This is a genomic window from Yoonia sp. R2-816, assembly GCF_046762905.1.
Lineage (GTDB): Bacteria > Pseudomonadota > Alphaproteobacteria > Rhodobacterales > Rhodobacteraceae > Yoonia.
Window position 1 is genome coordinate 1 of record NZ_JBKQXN010000138.1, and the last position, 14,766, is coordinate 14,766.

The following is a 14,766-nucleotide window of genomic DNA, read 5'->3' on the forward strand; positions in this document are numbered from 1 at the left end:
CTGAAAGGTGTTCTTGGCCAAATCAAGGCCGATTGTGGTAACTTGCATTGGGTGGCTCCTCTCATAAGCGGTTAACGACAACTGCACTATGGCGCATTGCGACGCCCGTTGAAGCAGGGGCCATCCACCCCATCCCGCATCCGAAACAACAGAACCTGACCAATCGCCATCTCACCCTCAGCGCGTCGCATGTGACGCGAGGCCGCTGCCAACAGTCTTTCATCACCCTGCGGCTCAGACCAGTCGGCGGTGTAGGCCGGCACCTTCTCCGGCTCTTCGCCGAAAACCTCGCGCCACACCCCTCTGATCAGCCCCAGGCAATCGCAACCAACGCCCTTCATCGACGCCTGATGCAGATAGGGCGTACCAATCCATGATCTGGCTAATTGAACGAAGACTTCGCTCATCTGGTCAGGCTTCCGCCAGAATTGCCACCGTCAGAGCGAGGGACATTGACCAGCCAGTCATCGCCCGGAGTGTCAGGGAAACCCTGAAAGTTGATCAGGTTGGAAAACTTCTCTCGACACGTTTCGGCACGCTTGTCACACCCGGCTATCAAGCGCACCTGATCACCGACGCCAACGCTGGCCTGGATAGGCTGCCAAAGCGTGATGGCCCGCATGTCTTGGCCGGCCTGATCCAGCTTGATGACGCCATTCAGACCCTTGGCGGCACCAGACAGGACCTCCAGCATGCCGCCCTCGAACCAGCGATCATTGAACAACCCGAGATCGGCAAACTGAAACACCTGCGCTTCTGCGACCGCATCAACGGCAATCTCAACAGAAAACGCAGGATCGGTCAGATCAAAGCGGCAGCGCGCATCACCCAACACTGCACTACACCCGGTCAGATACGAGCGGCCTTGCGGCTGGTTCAACGCATCTGTCAAACCCCGAAGCTCGGCCTGAAAGCCGCCAGAATTGCGTGTGATCTCACCCAGTGTGCCGGCAAACCGGACCTGTCGCGCATCGGGATTGTCCCACTGAACAAGCCATGTCGTGACCTGCGCCCCATCATACCGGCCCGCTTCAATATCCGCCTCTGTGATCGCATCAGACTGCAGCACACCCAATGCCTCGGTATTGTTAACCGAAAGGCCGGTTGTGCTTGCCAGCGCGCGGGCAGAAAGACCACGTTCCGGCATGAATTCCATGCCCTCAAACCGAATGGGCCGGTCATGATCGGTAAATCCAAATGTTACGCCGTCACGCCGCACCAAAGCCCAGCAATGGCAGACATGCGTGGCGCCAGTGGCCAGATGAGCCTGCAGATCACCAGCACTCATACCCTGATCTCCACTACTGGTACATTCGGTGCTTCACCGGCCTGAAAGTTCGATAGCGACGTCAGGATGACATCGCTATCGAAACGCACCGGCACATCGAACTCAAAACCGGCTCGCACTTCAGCCGCCAGATCAGGCGGATGATCGAACGAAATGGCCCCGGTCTCATGATCGACGGTGTAATCCACATCCTCCTGCAAAGGATCGCCACCAACCGAGACGCGCACTGAACCGACAACAGGTTTCGATATGGGGCGATCATACGTTGTCTCACCGGACCGATAGGTCTTGATCAGCTGAAAGCGATCCGTCACTTCATCGCCAAAAGCAATCAGCTGATCTAACGCGCCGACGTCCTGCGAGGGCGGGCAGGATTTGTAGTCACTCCAATCCTTCCAGCGAAAGCCGATCAACTGGCCCTGACGCGCCTCGAAGAACGCGATCAGCGCTTCGACATCATCCGGTGACCGCAAGCCAAACCCGGCATCGTACCGTCTGCGCGAGTGCGCCCAGGGTGTGTTCCGCTCCTCAAACCCGTTCGCCAAAGTTACAATATCCGTGCGCCGCTCCGGTCCCCCGACCGAGCCGAAGCTCAGTGAAGCAGGAAATCTTACCTCGTGAAATGCCATCTGCCGCTCCCTTACCGATTACGCTGACTGCGGCCCAAGGCGCGCGCCATCTGTGTGGCTATCTGCCCCTGACTGCGCTGAAATCCCTGAGCATCCGGGGTTGATATATTCATGTTGACCGTGACCGATCCGCTGCCTTGGGTGCGTACACCCAGACGCCCGTCAGCCCCGCGCGACAACGGCATGATCGCCTCGGGTCCCGCCTCGCCCATCAGCCCCGTGCCGCCTTGCATCGGAAATGTCATCGGACCGCTGACAACACCGCCCTTGGCAAAGGGCATGACACGCCCTTGCGAAAATGGGGCACCATCAGCAAAGGGCATCATGCTCGACACAGCAGCATTCAAACCATCGGCCAGCACACCGCCAAAATGATCCATAACGGGTCGGGTTGCGGCAGAGTAGGCAGTGTCGATCATGGATGTGGCCAGACCGCTCAACACGTCCGACAGGTTCTTGCCATCAAGCAGCAGACCATCGAAGGCGCGACGCAGGCCGTTCGAAAATCCACGTTCCAGATTACCCAGATCGCGCGTTGTTTCACTCAGCGCGCCCTGCATCCCGCGCAACTGGTCGTCGAAGGCAGCCGTCATGGCCGCCGTATCTCCCAGCGTCCGCTCCAACGCGCTGACATCGCTTTCCAGCGCATCAAGCTTGTCCAAATCATCCATTCTTCACATCCTTTGGTGTGTCAGGGAATCGCGCCTGCAATTCATCAAGACGGCTACGGCCCATGGCGACTTGCGCCTTGCTCAGGCCCAGCATCAGTTGCAGTTCAGCAGGGGTCAGCGCCCAGAACTCGGCGGGGGTCAGACGCAGGCCATACAACCCGGCCCGCATCAGACCCGGCCAATCCAAACCGATCATGATGGCGGGGCAAACGCACGGGCCAGCAAGGTCGCAGCAGCCTTGGCCGCGCCCACAGGCCCGCCTTCGATCTCGGCTGCAATCAAATCTGACGCTGTCCCAATCCAGCCACCACCTCGCAAACCGGCGACAATGACCGCCATTACATCGCGCCCCGAAAATGCACCCCCCTCAAAACGACGGATCAGATCGACAAGGGAGCCTTCGCCGAGGCTGCCTTCCAACTCGGCAAGCGCACCCAACGTCAGCTTGCAGACGCATGGCTTGCCATCAATCTGCACCGTCACCTCGCCCGTCCAGGGGTTCGCCATCAGATCAACGCCGTGAACGTCAACGCACCCGCCGACGCCAACGCCAGCTCATACGTGGCCTCGCCATTATGCGAACCCGCATATTCAATCGATGTGATCTGGAAAGGTCCCTCAACAGTCCCGAAATCCGGTATGATGACCTGAAAGTCCGGCACTTCGCCGTCGAAGAATATCTGGCGCGCCCGCTCATCAGTGGATTCGTCCTTGAACACACCAGAGCCCGAGATTGAGGCCGTCTTGACACCGGCACCACCCAGCAATTCACGCCAGCCGCCAGAGCTTTCCAGACTGGTCACATCCACGCTTTCCGCATTGAAACTGATGCGGGTTGCACGTAGCCCTGCCGCCGTTTCAAATAGTCCGTCACCTGTCATATCAATTTTGATCAGCAGGTCTTTTCCGTTCTGGGCCACCATCGGCGTTACTCCTTCAAAGGTCTCGGTTACGTGTCATCCGCCACGCGGGCACGAAAAATCAGGTTGATCTGGCGGACATCACCCGTGCCAACGCGGGCGGCCTTCGCCTTGTAGAAATTCAGGGACACCAGCGCGCCGCGCGACAACACCAGGTCGGCGTTGACAAGCGCGTCCGACACCGCCGCAGCAGCCACCTTGGCCGAGGCGAAACCGGCACTCTCCGTCACAATTGTGACGGTGAACTCGTGCAAGGCACCACCGCCGGTTTTGTCTGATGCATCTCGCGCATCCTCGGACCCCAATACAATGTAAAGGGGCGGCAAGGTGCCGGATGGCAGGGCGTCAAAGATCGACGTGCCCACCAAGGCGGCCAAGCCAGGATCAGTGGACAGCGTTTGATAAATCGCGGTCTGCAATGCCGCCGCAACGCCATAGCTCATGACGCCACCTCCTCTTCAGCAAAGCAGATCAGATAGCGGGCATGCGCGTCCTTCTCCGCCACAGCATTGATATGATACAGGCGGTCGCCCTCGCGAAACCGCTGCCCGGCTACCGGACGTGACGGGGTGCCATAGGGTGCGGCCCTCACGATGATCTTCAGTGGCACGCGGGAAACCGTCGCGGCAAAGGCGGCTGCCTCCTTGCCCGATCCCGGCTTGACCTGCGCCCACAACACACCAAGCGGCTGCCAATCGCGTGTAAAGCCGCCAGCGCCGTCTGATAGGCGCATCGGCGCCTCCAAAACCAGCGATCTGTTCAGATGCGGGCTGCTCATACCCGGCCACCCATGAACAACCGCACCGTACGGTAGCGCTCGATCAGCGACGAAACACCAAAGGGCATAGCGGGGGTGCCATGCGATACATCATGGCGATACTCATAATAGTGGGCGGCCAGCATCATCACAGCCTGGCCAAGATCTGCAGGCAGATCACCCCATTCAGGGCCAAACCCCGCCAGCATCCCGATACGGACCGAGCCGTTCACCGGCACTGCTGGCAAACAGGCTGACGTGGCCTTGAAAGCGGGGCGCTGACTGTCCGGCTCCAAATACCACGCATCACCATCCGCAAAGGTCTCGTCACCATTCATGTCGATCAGCATCACCGCTGTAATCGCATTCACCGGCGCGACCGGCAGCGGCTGACGGCGATCATCGCGCCAGGCGGTCAATGTCCAGCTGAACTCACGTTCGATCAGGATCTTTCCGGTCCGCGCCTCGATCGCCGCCATGCTCGCGCGCAGATAGCTTTCCAGAACCGGATCTTGCACTCCATCATCGGCGAAGCCCGAACCAAGGCGCATATGGTCTTTGAATTGTGCGACCGGCAGCGCCAATTGCGGCACGGTGGTCTCTTCGACTAACATCATGGAATTACTCCGAAAATCACTGTTCGTCCTTGGGTTCCCCGGGCGCAAAACGCCCCCCGCATTGCTCGGACGGAAGGGAGCAGCTAGACAATGCGGGGATTGCCTGACATGCGCCCGGGGTCGGACCACCGGTCAAGGTGGTCCCATCACGGTCAGGGTTAGCTGACCGCGAATTTCAACAGCTTGATCGCAGCAAAGTCACTCACCGCACCGCCGACACGTTTGGTGGCATAGAACAGCACATGCGGCTTGGCCGAGAACGGATCGCGCAGGACACGCAGATCAGGGCGTTCGGCAACGGTGTAGCCGGCGGTAAAATCACCAAAGGCAATGCCCATCGTATCGGTGTCGATATCCGGCATGTCTTCGGAAATCAGAACGCGATAGCCCATCAGACGGGCCGGTTCACCAACGGCCAGGCCATCGACCCAGACAAAGCGACCGTCATTGTCCTTCAGCTTGCGGACATGACCGGCGGTCTTGGAATTCATCACAAATGTGGCGTTGGCGCGGTATTCAGCACCCAGCGCATAGACCAGATCAACAATCGCATCAGCGCGCGTGATACCGCCCGCGGTCCCCGACGGCACATACCCAAGACTGCCCCAGGCCCAGCTTTCGTCATCCACCGTGGGGTAAGTCAGAATACCGGTCGGCTTATCAACGCCATCACCATTGATGAACGCATTGGCCTCAGAGCGCGCGAACTTGTCCGCGATCCGGCCAGCCAACCAACCCTCGATGTCAAAGGCGCTGTCATCCAGCAGCCGCTGCGACGCTTTGGGCAAGGCCGACAGCTCATGCAGCGGGATCGAAATCCGCTCGATCTGCGGGGTATCTGTTTCAGCAACAGCACTCGCCTCGGTGGCCCAACCAGCACCCAGCTCGGAATGATCAACCAACACGTCAAAGGATGTCGCATCAACATTTACCACATTGGCAATCGCACGGATCGACGCGGTCGAACTCAGCGTGCTCTGGATGCGGTCCGCTGTCTGCGGATCCACCAGATAACCGCCATCCGCGGCAACAGCCGTGCTCAGCGCCTTGCCTTCCAGATCAAGGCCACGCAGCGCATCGTCATCGCCTGACCGCAGATAGGCAGCAAAGGCCTTCTGATGTGGCGCGTCCTCAGCGGCGGCAGCGGCCAGCGCAGGGCGGGCATTCATCATCGTCTTTCGATCCAGCTTATTCATCCGGTCATCCTGTTTTTGAAGTTTGGCATTCACGCCGTGGGAAAAGTCTTTGAATTCACTCATGAACCCGGCTATCGCAGCGCTCAGTTCCTGGGCAGGAGACACATCTTCCCCGGCCCGAGACTTGGTCTCAGTCTTGGTCATCAATCGATCCTTTGATTGTGGTCTGGCGGGGTTAGTCCCGTGCCATCATCAGGCGTGCATTCTCGAATGCAGCGGCCAAGTCGCGCATCGTGGTCTCCGCCGGGTCATCCCCCTTGGCTCCCACACGCGCATCAGGAAGCATCGGAAACGTCACCAGCGACACTTCCCAAAGCTCCAGTTCCGACAAAAGGCGTCCGCCCTTGTCGTCCTTGCGGGCCTTCACCGTGCGGTAACCAATGGACAAGCCATCAATCGCCCCTGCCCCGATCAGCGATGCCGCCTCGCGGCCCTTGGCGACATCGGTCAGCAACCGGCCCTTGACCCACAGGCCCTTGGCATCCTCACGCACCTCATCCCAAACACCAATCGGCTGGGCCGGATCATGCTGCCAAAGCATTTTGACCTGACGGCCCTTGGCCAGCGACGCTTCATAGGCACCGGGCTCCACGATATCACCGCCTTGGTCTGACTTGCCGAACAGTGATGCATAACCACTGATGATCGTGCCATCCGTCACCGTGACATCCGCACCGAGCTGGCAAAACTTGTGTTCCAAATTCATAGGGGTCTCCCGCTTAGCGCTTTGACAATCTCGAAAACCAACAGGCCGGCGCAGCCACAAACGATGAGCCAAATCTGCCATTCCAACCGCGACACCATGAACTCGATCCGTCCCAATCGCACATCCACCTGGGCAAACCAGAAATCAGACACCGGGGGTTGCGTCGGTTGACGCGGCTGGCCCTTCAAATCAACAACCTTGTTATCCATCGCCAACCTCCAGCGCGGGCAGGCCCAGCAAACTGCGCTTCTCAGCATCAGTCAGGAACGACGCCTCACTCACGCGCCGCCATTGGGCATCACGTTCAGCCGACAGTGCAGGGATCTGATCCAGATCAGGCCGCAACTCAATGCGTTCACCGCTGAAATCCGACAGCCAGTCGGCCAATGCACTCATCACCCGTGTGGCCAGTGGCAAAACAGTCAGGCGATAAAAGGCACGGTTTGCCTCTTGATAATTCGCGTAGGTGGCATCACCCGGAATACCCAGCAGCATCGGCGGGACACCAAAAGCAATGGCAATCTCACGCGCCGCCGCCTCTTTGGTCTTCTGAAACTCCATGTCAGAGGGTGAAAAGCCCATCGGCTTCCAATCCAATCCCCCTTCCAGCAACATCGGGCGGCCTGCATTCCGGGCGCCTTGGTGCTGGGTCTCCATCTCGCCCAGCAGCCGGTCATACTGATCGGCACTCAGCGAAGCCTGGCCATCCACCCCGCGATAGACAATCGCACCAGACGGACGGGCGGCGTTATCCAGCAACGCCTTTGACCACCGCGATGCGGCATTGTGGACGTCAATTGCACTTGCTGCCGCCTGCAACGCCGAAAACCCGTAATGATCGTCCTGCGGATGAAAACTCTTGATATGGCAAATCGGGCTCAACCCATCCGCCACGGCAAACCGATGTTTGCGGCCATTGACATGATACTCGTAACCCACAGGCCAACCATCAGGACCGGGCACAACCTGCATCCGATCTGACCGCAAAACATGCATTTCAACCGGCAGCGCATCATCGGCAACAGCCTCAACATAGCCATTGCCGGTCAGCAGAACCTGACCGAACAGGGCTTCCAGCAGTTCCGCCCGGCCCTGTCCTCCGTTCGGGCGTGCCAACAATGCCTGCACCGGATGGGTGTCATAGCGCCGCTCGGCATCCTGCAAAACAACCGGCAACGCGGCGGCCGCTTCGGCAATCAACTTGACGGCGCGAAATCCAATCGGATTGCCGATGAATCCGGCCCGGGTCAGCGACACCACATCACGCGGGGACCAGGCCACACGACCGGCACCGGACATCGCCAGCACGCGACCCGTGGCCGAGGCTTTCACCTCGGTCGGCGCCTCGTCCGGCTTCGCACGGCTCAAAAATTCAAACATCCAAAACTCCTCGGTGCCAGTCGCTTGGGCCAGTCGGTCATGACCGTCTGCGATCCATGAAAAACAATTTGCATCCGAATGATTACGAAGCCGGAACAGCACCGCACGGTGCCCTCCGCAACACCGTCAAAGCCCGCGTATACTGGGGTTGCGCCATTTCACAGCCGGTTCAATCATCAGATCATGCAACGCCCAGACCAATGCATCGACGCGGTCTGGTGAACCTTTTCCATCGAATCCTCGGGTGGTCATCTGGCACATCTGGTCCTCCAGCGCGCCCAATCCACGCGCGTGGAAAACGCGACCTTGCTCATAAAGGGCTGCAATGGGTTCAGCCCGCGCCGACTTCCCCTTTGAGGCATGAACAGATCGATAGGACACCAGCGGATCAATCTGCCTGACGACAGCCTCCACCATATCGCCACCCTGGTTCACCTCCGCGACCAATCGGTCGGCATCATAATGGTCCATGGCATCAATGGCAGCTTGCGCCCAGTCGGTCGGGCTGGCTGCGCTGCGTGTCAGATCTGCCAGAACATAGGCGCGCCAGTCCTGAACAGGACCCGCCATTGTAACACCCGCCACAACGATACCGCAATCATCGGAACCCGCATGAGATGTCCCGGGTGGATCAATGGCGACAACCACGCGATCAAGGGTCGGAAAGCCCGCCAACTGACAATCCGCCAATTGTCGCGCCCGCCACAACGCACCTTCGACATCCTCAATCAAAGCACCCTCAATCTCCTGACGACCAAGCGAGGTACCGCCGTAACGTGCCTCGATCTCTGTCAGAAAGCTTTCTGCCAAATTGGCACGATTGGCCTGGGTCGGGGCATGGGTCACCACCGTAGATGGCCGCGCCAACACATCACGCAAGGCCCCATTGCGGCGGGGTGTTGTGGTCACGCAAGCGCGCGGGTCATCCCCCAGGCGCAGTCCAAACTGCAGCATATCCCATGTCTCTGCCCCCCGACGCCACTTGGCCAACTCATCAACCCAGGCAGCGTCAAATTGCGGACCACGCAGGCTTTCCGGCTCATGCGCCGAAAACAACTGCGCGGTCGCACCATTGGGCCAGATCAACATCCGGCGGCCCGGCACCCATTCAGGCTGCCGATCCGGCGGCGACACGGCCATGATGCCACTTTCGCCAAACACCATGACTTCGCGGGCCTGCTCAATCGTCTCGGCGATCAGCGCGACACGGTGCGCCGCACCGGGGACCGCCGGACGTGGTCCCTCAACCATGGTCCGCACCCACTCTGCCCCGGCACGGGTCTTACCAGCACCACGCCCACCCAGGATCACCCATGTACGCCAGTCGCCCTCAGGTGGCACCTGATGCGGCATCGCCCAGAAATCAAACAAATATGGCAGCGCGGCAAGCTGCTCAGAGGTCAGCGTCGCCAGAAAGCTTTTCTGCCTCGATGGCTGCGCGGAGGCGATCAAGCTGGCCCCCGATCTCAGCGCGAACTGCTTCGAAATCAGTGTCATCGACGCCGACAGGTTTTCCTTGGTAAGCATGAATTGTCTCCTCAATCGCCACCACCCTGCGATGCGCAGCCTCTAATTCATTCAATTTGGCAATAACGGCCTGCGAATTCTCGCCGCCCGAAGCTTCAAAAGTCGCAATCGTCTGATCAAGGGCACCGTGAATACTGGCAAACAACCGGGAAATCTCAGTCAAACGCTCAAGCGTCTCATCTGGGCCTTCAACAGCCCGTACGTTCAATTCATTCATGATTTAGTGGCCTGTAAGGATGCTTCCGTTACAGTCGAGAGCCGTAGCCGCAAAAGCCTGCAAAACCACGTCTTCTAGCCGGGCGAAACTACGACTTCGCCACATATAAAGTCAATCAATCTGGGGTTGTGAGCGCGACGGTGACTTCAGAAACTGTTAACTTTTACAGAAACTTAACCATCGCTTGCGCGTTCAGCCTCGATCTCGCGCCAGCGGGCAACATTGCGATTGTGATCGTCAAGATTGGTCGCAAACGCATGGCCACCGGTCCCGTCGGCAACAAAGAAAATGTAATCCGTTGTGTCGGGATTCAGGGCCGCCTCAATGCTGGCCCGGCCCGGGTTGGCAATCGGCGTTGGCGGCAAGCCTTCGATCACATAGGTATTCCAAGGTGTCGCAGCGCGCAGCTCACTCTGGCGCAATCCGCGCCCCAGAACACCTTCGCCTTGGGTAATGCCATAGATCACCGTTGGGTCCGTCTGCAGCCGCATCCCGCGGTTCAGGCGGTTTACAAAGACACTTGCCACCTGACGGCGCTCCTCGGCGACACCGGTCTCCTTTTCAACAATACTGGCAAGGATCAGCGCCTCTTCCGGTGTCGAAATTGGTAGATTATCGGCGCGCGATGCCCATGTTTCCGCCAGAATCTCTTCCTGCGCGGACTGCATCTGATCAAGGATTGACGAAACCGCCTCACCTTCACGCAAGTCATAACTGCCAGGGGCCAGGAAACCTTCCGGCGGGGTCTCGGTGACATCGGTGCGCAGAACATCCAACTCGCCCAAGGCATAGGCCACCTGCCAACTCGTCACGCCTTCCGCCACAGTCACACGATAGGTCGTATCGGCAGATTGGCGTATCTCTGCATATTCCGCAGGCACTTCCAGATCTTCCGCGTTAAAGCTCACAATCTCGACAAAGCGGTTTGTGGCAGGATCCAACTCGCGGACATCCACCAGCGTCCGGTTCACACCAACCCGGTAAATTACTTCCGTCCCGCAGGTATTGCGCCCACCCTTGGTGACGATATCGACAATATCTTCCATAGAGGCATTTTCAGGAACTCGAAAACTCCCAGCCTTCAACAAACGGGATTTGTCGGAGTAATCCGCACCCATCCGAAATATCACGGGCGAGGTAACTGCGCCCTTCTCCTCCAACTGCGCGGCAAGCGACCGCATATTCGACCCGGATGGCACCTGCAGGCACATCGCCTGCTCCAACGGCCCGGCGCTACGATATTGGCTTGTGCCCCAACTGACGGCCCCGACCAACAGAAACAGGGCGACAATCAGAAAGGTCAACGCGTTGGCCGCGATATGGCGCCACATCAGTCAACTTTCCCAAAGACGACGCTGGCATTCGTGCCACCAAAGCCAAAGGAATTTGACAAGGCGACATCAATCCGGCGCTCACGCTTGGCATTGGCGCATAGATCAACCTCGGTCTCGACATCAGGATTATCCAGATTGATTGTTGGCGGGGCAACTTGATCGCGAATAGCGAGGATCGAAAATATTGCCTCAATCGCGCCCGCAGCGCCCAACAGATGACCCGTGGCCGATTTCGTCGAAGACATTGTCAGTTTTGCGGCGGCCTCGGGTCCGACCAGCCGTTCAACAGCGCCCAACTCAATGGTGTCAGCCATGGTCGATGTACCATGGGCATTTACGTAATCAATCTGGCTCGGCTCGATACCGGCGTTGCGGCAGGCGGCACGCATAGCGCGCTCAGCGCCTTCATGATCAGGGGGCGGTGCGGTGATGTGATATGCGTCACCGCTCAGCCCGTAACCCAGCACCTCGGCATAAATCCGGGCACCGCGCGCCTTGGCGTGTTCATATTCCTCCAGCACAACAATGCCAGCCCCCTCACCCATGACAAACCCGTCACGGTCCTTGTCCCAGGGGCGGCTGGCCTTGGTCGGATCATCGTTATGTTCCGTGCTCAGCGCCTTGCAGGCGTTGAACCCGGCAATCCCGATCTCGCAAATGGCAGCTTCCGCACCCCCGGCGATCATCACATCTGCATCGCCATGCTGGATCAACCGGGACGCATCGCCAATCGCATGGGCACCGGTCGAACAGGCGGTGACAACAGCGTGGTTGGGGCCACGAAACCCGTACTTGATCGACACCTGACCGGAAATCAGGTTGATCAGCGCGCCCGGCACAAAGAACGGGGAAACACGGCGCGGGCCCTTCTCTGCCATCATCACGGCGGTATTGGCGATAGAATTCAAACCACCGATACCCGACCCGATCATGACCCCCGTCCGCTCAAGGCTCTCACGGTCCTCAGGGGCCCAACCCGCATCAGTAATCGCCTGCTCTGCAGCGGCCATGCCGAACAGGATAAAGGTATCAACCTTACGCTGCTCCTTGGGCTCCAGATACTTATCAGCATTAAAGGTGCCGTTGGTTCCGTCGCCCAAAGGCACCTCGCAGGCATATTCTGTTGTCAGACGGCTGGGATCGAATCCCGTGATACGCCCTGCCCCGGACTGCCCGTCCAGTATCCGCTCCCAACTCGCGTCCACCCCATCCGCAAGGGGTGTCACCAGTCCAAGGCCTGTTACTACTACGCGACGCATATTCTGCCCTCACCTCTTGGCGTATTTGGCACCACTGATACCCCAGCCTGCGGCTCAGGGGCAAGGGCGGGCGGATCATTCCAGCCAGTCACCGCCTGCAGCGTTTCACCGGCCATTAACGCTTGGCGTTTAACTCGGAAACCAATACCGGCCCGGAGACGACGATGCGATCACTAACCGCCGTTCTGACTGTTGTGATATGCCTGTGCAGCATGGCGAACATGGCACGGGCGAACTGCGCCGTCATTGATGCGGTCGATAATCTACACGCAGTCCAAACCAGGCTTGCACGCGATACACTCTCTCCAATGTACGTGTCTGACATACGCTTCTTGCGCGCCCAACTCGGTGTGATTGCCGACCAGCAGGTGCAAACCGCAATAGGGGCAGGTCCGCTGACTGGCAAGGGAGCGACATTCGCCCGATTCATGCGAAACACAAGGGAACTGGTGCAGCGCGCGAGCATTGATGACCCATTGCAGGCCCGAGTCTTCTTCAGCAACCCGGAGGTGCAGGCGGACTTGCAGGCGGTCGGAAGATTCCTTGGCGATATGCGCTGCACTGAAAGCCAGATCGCAGCCGATGCCGCAACGGCACGGCCAGACAGCGATGATAGTGCGGCAGAGGTTCTGCGCAACGCCGCGAAAGAGGTTCTGGACCCAACCAATATCCTTATAGTCTCGACCATCATCATAGCTGGCATCGCCGGGACCAAGGTGATTTCGGCATGGATTGCGCTGCGACGCCGCCGGACCAAGCGGCATCCAGCGAAATTCGAAACGAAGTATTTGATCAACGATCAAACAAAATACGGCGTGCTCCACGACATCAGCGGATATGGGGCCAAGCTTGCACAAGACACCGCGACACCGCTTACAGAAAAAAGCGCGATCAGCATTCTGATATTTGATGAATGGATTGCAGGAACCGTACAGTGGAGCAATTCACACTATTCCGGCATCAATTTCAAAACCACATTGCGGCAAGGCGTCGTGCGCAAGGTCTCAAAGAATGTCACCGCGCGCGAAACCGGCAAGACACAAAAAAACGGCGCCCGCAGGGGACGCCGCTCTGAAACGATCGTCTAGCGCTTACTGGGCGCCGTTGATGAACTTCACCGCATCACCAAATGTCTGGATGGTCTCGGCGGCATCATCAGGGATTTCAATGCCGAATTCTTCTTCAAAGGCCATGACCAGTTCGACTGTGTCCAGGCTGTCAGCACCAAGATCATCAATGAAGGACGCAGATTCCGTCACTTTGTCTTCTTCAACACCAAGATGTTCTACAACGATCTTGCGCACGCGGTCAGCAACGTCGCTCATGTCAATTCCTCTTGTCTTTCTGGGTTTGCACCCGTTTTTACCTTTGGGCGTCAGCCCGTCTTCGTGCCCCACAAGGGGCTTCACCAATCTGCGCATTCACTGACTGACGTGAGATACATGCACCTTTCGGCAAATCTGCGTGGCCTATATCAGAGAATTCCGCTCAGGCAAACGGTTTCGCGCCGCCCGGTCAGAACATGGCCATGCCACCGTTCACATGCAAGGTGGTACCGGTGACATAAGCTGCTTCAGGGCTTGAAAGATACAGTACGGCAGCCGCAATCTCGTCGGCGTCACCCATCCGTCCAGCGGGAACTTGCGTAAGAATTCCGGACTTCTGATCGTCAGTCAACTTGTCGGTCATGGCCGTTGTAATAAACCCCGGTGCCACACAATTGACGGTAATACCCCGGCTGGCGACCTCATAGGCGATGGATTTCGACATTCCCACCATACCCGCCTTGGACGCAGCATAATTCGCCTGCCCCGGATTGCCTGTGGCACCTACAACGGACGAAATATTCACGATCCGGCCCCAACGCGACTTCATCATGCCGCGGATCACACCCTTGCATAGGCGCATAGTCGAGGTCAGGTTGACCTCCAGCACCGATGCCCATTCCTCATCCGACATGCGCATGAAGATATTGTCGCGTGTGATGCCTGCATTATTCACCAGAATATCGACGGAGCCCATCGCATCGGCGGCCTGTTTCGGCAGGGCATTTACAGCTTCGGCATCGCTCAGGTTGCACGGCAACACATGGGCGCGCTCGCCCAATTCTGCGGCCAGCGCCTCTAGCGGATCAACCCGCGTACCAGACAGCGCGACCGTGGCGCCAGCAGCGTGCAGGCCTTTCGCAATGGCTGCACCGATACCGCCCGACGCACCGGTGACTAGCGCATTCTTTCCTGTCAACTCAAACATATATGACCCCTT

At 58.6% G+C, this 14,766-nt stretch carries 20 protein-coding genes and 1 pseudogene; 1 reads left to right on the forward strand and 20 read right to left on the reverse strand.

Going from position 1 to position 14,766, the window contains the following annotated elements:
• Positions 1-128 precede the first annotated feature (128 nt).
• The 18 genes and pseudogenes from ACFWW2_RS03695 to ACFWW2_RS03780 form a co-directional block, all read right to left on the reverse strand.
• Positions 129-407: pseudogene (locus ACFWW2_RS03695) on the reverse strand (peptidase); the annotation flags it as partial.
• The gene (locus ACFWW2_RS03700) at positions 404-1,288 is read right to left on the reverse strand and encodes a DUF2163 domain-containing protein (RefSeq protein ID WP_393926291.1); all 885 of its coding nucleotides are present in this window, start codon (positions 1,286-1,288) and stop codon (positions 404-406) included. The gene ACFWW2_RS03700 and the pseudogene ACFWW2_RS03695, both read right to left, overlap by 4 nt.
• Positions 1,285-1,917, reverse strand: a complete 633-nt coding sequence (locus tag ACFWW2_RS03705) for a TIGR02217 family protein (protein ID WP_393926293.1) — start codon at positions 1,915-1,917, stop codon at positions 1,285-1,287. The genes ACFWW2_RS03700 and ACFWW2_RS03705 overlap by 4 nt, the downstream gene beginning before the upstream one ends.
• Before the next feature lie 11 nt (positions 1,918-1,928).
• Complete coding sequence (locus tag ACFWW2_RS03710) at positions 1,929-2,588, reverse strand: phage tail tape measure protein (RefSeq protein ID WP_393926295.1); 660 nt, start codon at positions 2,586-2,588, stop codon at positions 1,929-1,931.
• Entirely contained in the window at positions 2,581-2,784 is a 204-nt protein-coding gene (locus ACFWW2_RS03715; protein WP_393926297.1) for a rcc01693 family protein, read from the reverse strand. The genes ACFWW2_RS03710 and ACFWW2_RS03715 overlap by 8 nt, the downstream gene beginning before the upstream one ends.
• Positions 2,781-3,095 carry a gene transfer agent family protein gene (locus ACFWW2_RS03720; RefSeq protein WP_393926299.1) on the reverse strand — a complete coding sequence of 105 codons (315 nt, stop codon included), beginning with the start codon at positions 3,093-3,095 and terminating at the stop codon, positions 2,781-2,783. The genes ACFWW2_RS03715 and ACFWW2_RS03720 overlap by 4 nt, the downstream gene beginning before the upstream one ends.
• The gene (locus ACFWW2_RS03725; protein WP_393926300.1) at positions 3,095-3,511 is read right to left on the reverse strand and encodes a phage major tail protein, TP901-1 family; all 417 of its coding nucleotides are present in this window, start codon (positions 3,509-3,511) and stop codon (positions 3,095-3,097) included. The genes ACFWW2_RS03720 and ACFWW2_RS03725 overlap by 1 nt, the downstream gene beginning before the upstream one ends.
• A 26-nt stretch (positions 3,512-3,537) precedes the next feature.
• Positions 3,538-3,951, reverse strand: a complete 414-nt coding sequence (locus ACFWW2_RS03730) for a DUF3168 domain-containing protein (protein ID WP_393926302.1) — start codon at positions 3,949-3,951, stop codon at positions 3,538-3,540.
• The gene (locus tag ACFWW2_RS03735; protein ID WP_393926304.1) at positions 3,948-4,286 is read right to left on the reverse strand and encodes a phage head closure protein; all 339 of its coding nucleotides are present in this window, start codon (positions 4,284-4,286) and stop codon (positions 3,948-3,950) included. Before ACFWW2_RS03735 ends, ACFWW2_RS03730 begins: the two co-directional genes overlap by 4 nt.
• Positions 4,283-4,882 (reverse strand): head-tail connector protein, encoded by a 600-nt coding sequence (locus ACFWW2_RS03740; RefSeq protein WP_393926306.1) that lies wholly within the window; start codon positions 4,880-4,882, stop codon positions 4,283-4,285. Before ACFWW2_RS03740 ends, ACFWW2_RS03735 begins: the two co-directional genes overlap by 4 nt.
• Before the next feature lie 158 nt (positions 4,883-5,040).
• Entirely contained in the window at positions 5,041-6,222 is a 1,182-nt protein-coding gene (locus ACFWW2_RS03745; protein WP_393926308.1) for a phage major capsid protein, read from the reverse strand.
• Between the two features lie 31 nt (positions 6,223-6,253).
• The gene (locus tag ACFWW2_RS03750; RefSeq protein ID WP_393926310.1) at positions 6,254-6,784 is read right to left on the reverse strand and encodes an HK97 family phage prohead protease; all 531 of its coding nucleotides are present in this window, start codon (positions 6,782-6,784) and stop codon (positions 6,254-6,256) included.
• Positions 6,785-6,985: 201 nt separating this feature from the next.
• Entirely contained in the window at positions 6,986-8,164 is a 1,179-nt protein-coding gene (locus tag ACFWW2_RS03755) for a phage portal protein (protein ID WP_393926312.1), read from the reverse strand.
• Between the two features lie 126 nt (positions 8,165-8,290).
• The gene (locus tag ACFWW2_RS03760; RefSeq protein ID WP_393926573.1) at positions 8,291-9,661 is read right to left on the reverse strand and encodes a DNA-packaging protein; all 1,371 of its coding nucleotides are present in this window, start codon (positions 9,659-9,661) and stop codon (positions 8,291-8,293) included.
• Positions 9,558-9,908 (reverse strand): hypothetical protein, encoded by a 351-nt coding sequence (locus tag ACFWW2_RS03765; RefSeq protein WP_393926314.1) that lies wholly within the window; start codon positions 9,906-9,908, stop codon positions 9,558-9,560. The genes ACFWW2_RS03760 and ACFWW2_RS03765 overlap by 104 nt, the downstream gene beginning before the upstream one ends.
• Positions 9,909-10,081: 173 nt before the next feature.
• A complete protein-coding gene (gene mltG, locus ACFWW2_RS03770; RefSeq protein WP_393926316.1) occupies positions 10,082-11,239 on the reverse strand; it encodes an endolytic transglycosylase MltG in 1,158 nt (385 codons plus the stop codon).
• Positions 11,239-12,501 carry a beta-ketoacyl-ACP synthase II gene (gene fabF / locus ACFWW2_RS03775; protein WP_393926318.1) on the reverse strand — a complete coding sequence of 421 codons (1,263 nt, stop codon included), beginning with the start codon at positions 12,499-12,501 and terminating at the stop codon, positions 11,239-11,241. Before fabF ends, mltG begins: the two co-directional genes overlap by 1 nt.
• 115 nt (positions 12,502-12,616) lie before the next feature.
• The gene (locus ACFWW2_RS03780) at positions 12,617-12,748 is read right to left on the reverse strand and encodes a hypothetical protein (protein WP_393926320.1); all 132 of its coding nucleotides are present in this window, start codon (positions 12,746-12,748) and stop codon (positions 12,617-12,619) included.
• Positions 12,749-12,815: 67 nt separating this feature from the next.
• On the opposite strand from ACFWW2_RS03780, the gene ACFWW2_RS03785 reads away from it, so the two are divergent.
• Positions 12,816-13,589: a hypothetical protein gene (locus ACFWW2_RS03785; RefSeq protein WP_393926322.1), complete on the forward strand. Its 774-nt coding sequence runs from the start codon at positions 12,816-12,818 to the stop codon at positions 13,587-13,589.
• 3 nt (positions 13,590-13,592) lie between these two features.
• On the opposite strand, the gene ACFWW2_RS03790 is transcribed toward ACFWW2_RS03785, so the two are convergent.
• Positions 13,593-13,826, reverse strand: a complete 234-nt coding sequence (locus ACFWW2_RS03790) for an acyl carrier protein (protein ID WP_393926324.1) — start codon at positions 13,824-13,826, stop codon at positions 13,593-13,595.
• 190 nt (positions 13,827-14,016) lie between these two features.
• Entirely contained in the window at positions 14,017-14,754 is a 738-nt protein-coding gene (gene fabG / locus ACFWW2_RS03795; RefSeq protein ID WP_393926326.1) for a 3-oxoacyl-[acyl-carrier-protein] reductase, read from the reverse strand.
• Positions 14,755-14,766: the final 12 nt, after the last annotated feature.

Coding starts and splice junctions, on each gene's coding strand:
- ACFWW2_RS03755 (WP_393926312.1), bottom strand. CDS start 8,164: ATGTTTGAATTTTTGAGCCGTGCGAAGCCGGACGAGGCGCCGACCGAG.
- ACFWW2_RS03745 (WP_393926308.1), bottom strand. CDS start 6,222: ATGACCAAGACTGAGACCAAGTCTCGGGCCGGGGAAGATGTGTCTCCT.
- mltG (WP_393926316.1), bottom strand. CDS start 11,239: ATGTGGCGCCATATCGCGGCCAACGCGTTGACCTTTCTGATTGTCGCC.
- ACFWW2_RS03790 (WP_393926324.1), bottom strand. CDS start 13,826: ATGAGCGACGTTGCTGACCGCGTGCGCAAGATCGTTGTAGAACATCTT.
- ACFWW2_RS03750 (WP_393926310.1), bottom strand. CDS start 6,784: ATGAATTTGGAACACAAGTTTTGCCAGCTCGGTGCGGATGTCACGGTG.
- fabG (WP_393926326.1), bottom strand. CDS start 14,754: ATGTTTGAGTTGACAGGAAAGAATGCGCTAGTCACCGGTGCGTCGGGC.
- ACFWW2_RS03720 (WP_393926299.1), bottom strand. CDS start 3,095: ATGGCGAACCCCTGGACGGGCGAGGTGACGGTGCAGATTGATGGCAAG.
- fabF (WP_393926318.1), bottom strand. CDS start 12,501: ATGCGTCGCGTAGTAGTAACAGGCCTTGGACTGGTGACACCCCTTGCG.
- ACFWW2_RS03710 (WP_393926295.1), bottom strand. CDS start 2,588: ATGGATGATTTGGACAAGCTTGATGCGCTGGAAAGCGATGTCAGCGCG.
- ACFWW2_RS03705 (WP_393926293.1), bottom strand. CDS start 1,917: ATGGCATTTCACGAGGTAAGATTTCCTGCTTCACTGAGCTTCGGCTCG.
- ACFWW2_RS03735 (WP_393926304.1), bottom strand. CDS start 4,286: ATGAGCAGCCCGCATCTGAACAGATCGCTGGTTTTGGAGGCGCCGATG.
- ACFWW2_RS03760 (WP_393926573.1), bottom strand. CDS start 9,661: ATGACACTGATTTCGAAGCAGTTCGCGCTGAGATCGGGGGCCAGCTTG.
- ACFWW2_RS03765 (WP_393926314.1), bottom strand. CDS start 9,908: ATGAATGAATTGAACGTACGGGCTGTTGAAGGCCCAGATGAGACGCTT.
- ACFWW2_RS03715 (WP_393926297.1), bottom strand. CDS start 2,784: ATGATCGGTTTGGATTGGCCGGGTCTGATGCGGGCCGGGTTGTATGGC.
- ACFWW2_RS03725 (WP_393926300.1), bottom strand. CDS start 3,511: ATGGTGGCCCAGAACGGAAAAGACCTGCTGATCAAAATTGATATGACA.
- ACFWW2_RS03700 (WP_393926291.1), bottom strand. CDS start 1,288: ATGAGTGCTGGTGATCTGCAGGCTCATCTGGCCACTGGCGCCACGCAT.
- ACFWW2_RS03730 (WP_393926302.1), bottom strand. CDS start 3,951: ATGAGCTATGGCGTTGCGGCGGCATTGCAGACCGCGATTTATCAAACG.
- ACFWW2_RS03740 (WP_393926306.1), bottom strand. CDS start 4,882: ATGATGTTAGTCGAAGAGACCACCGTGCCGCAATTGGCGCTGCCGGTC.
- ACFWW2_RS03780 (WP_393926320.1), bottom strand. CDS start 12,748: ATGACGGCGCAGTTCGCCCGTGCCATGTTCGCCATGCTGCACAGGCAT.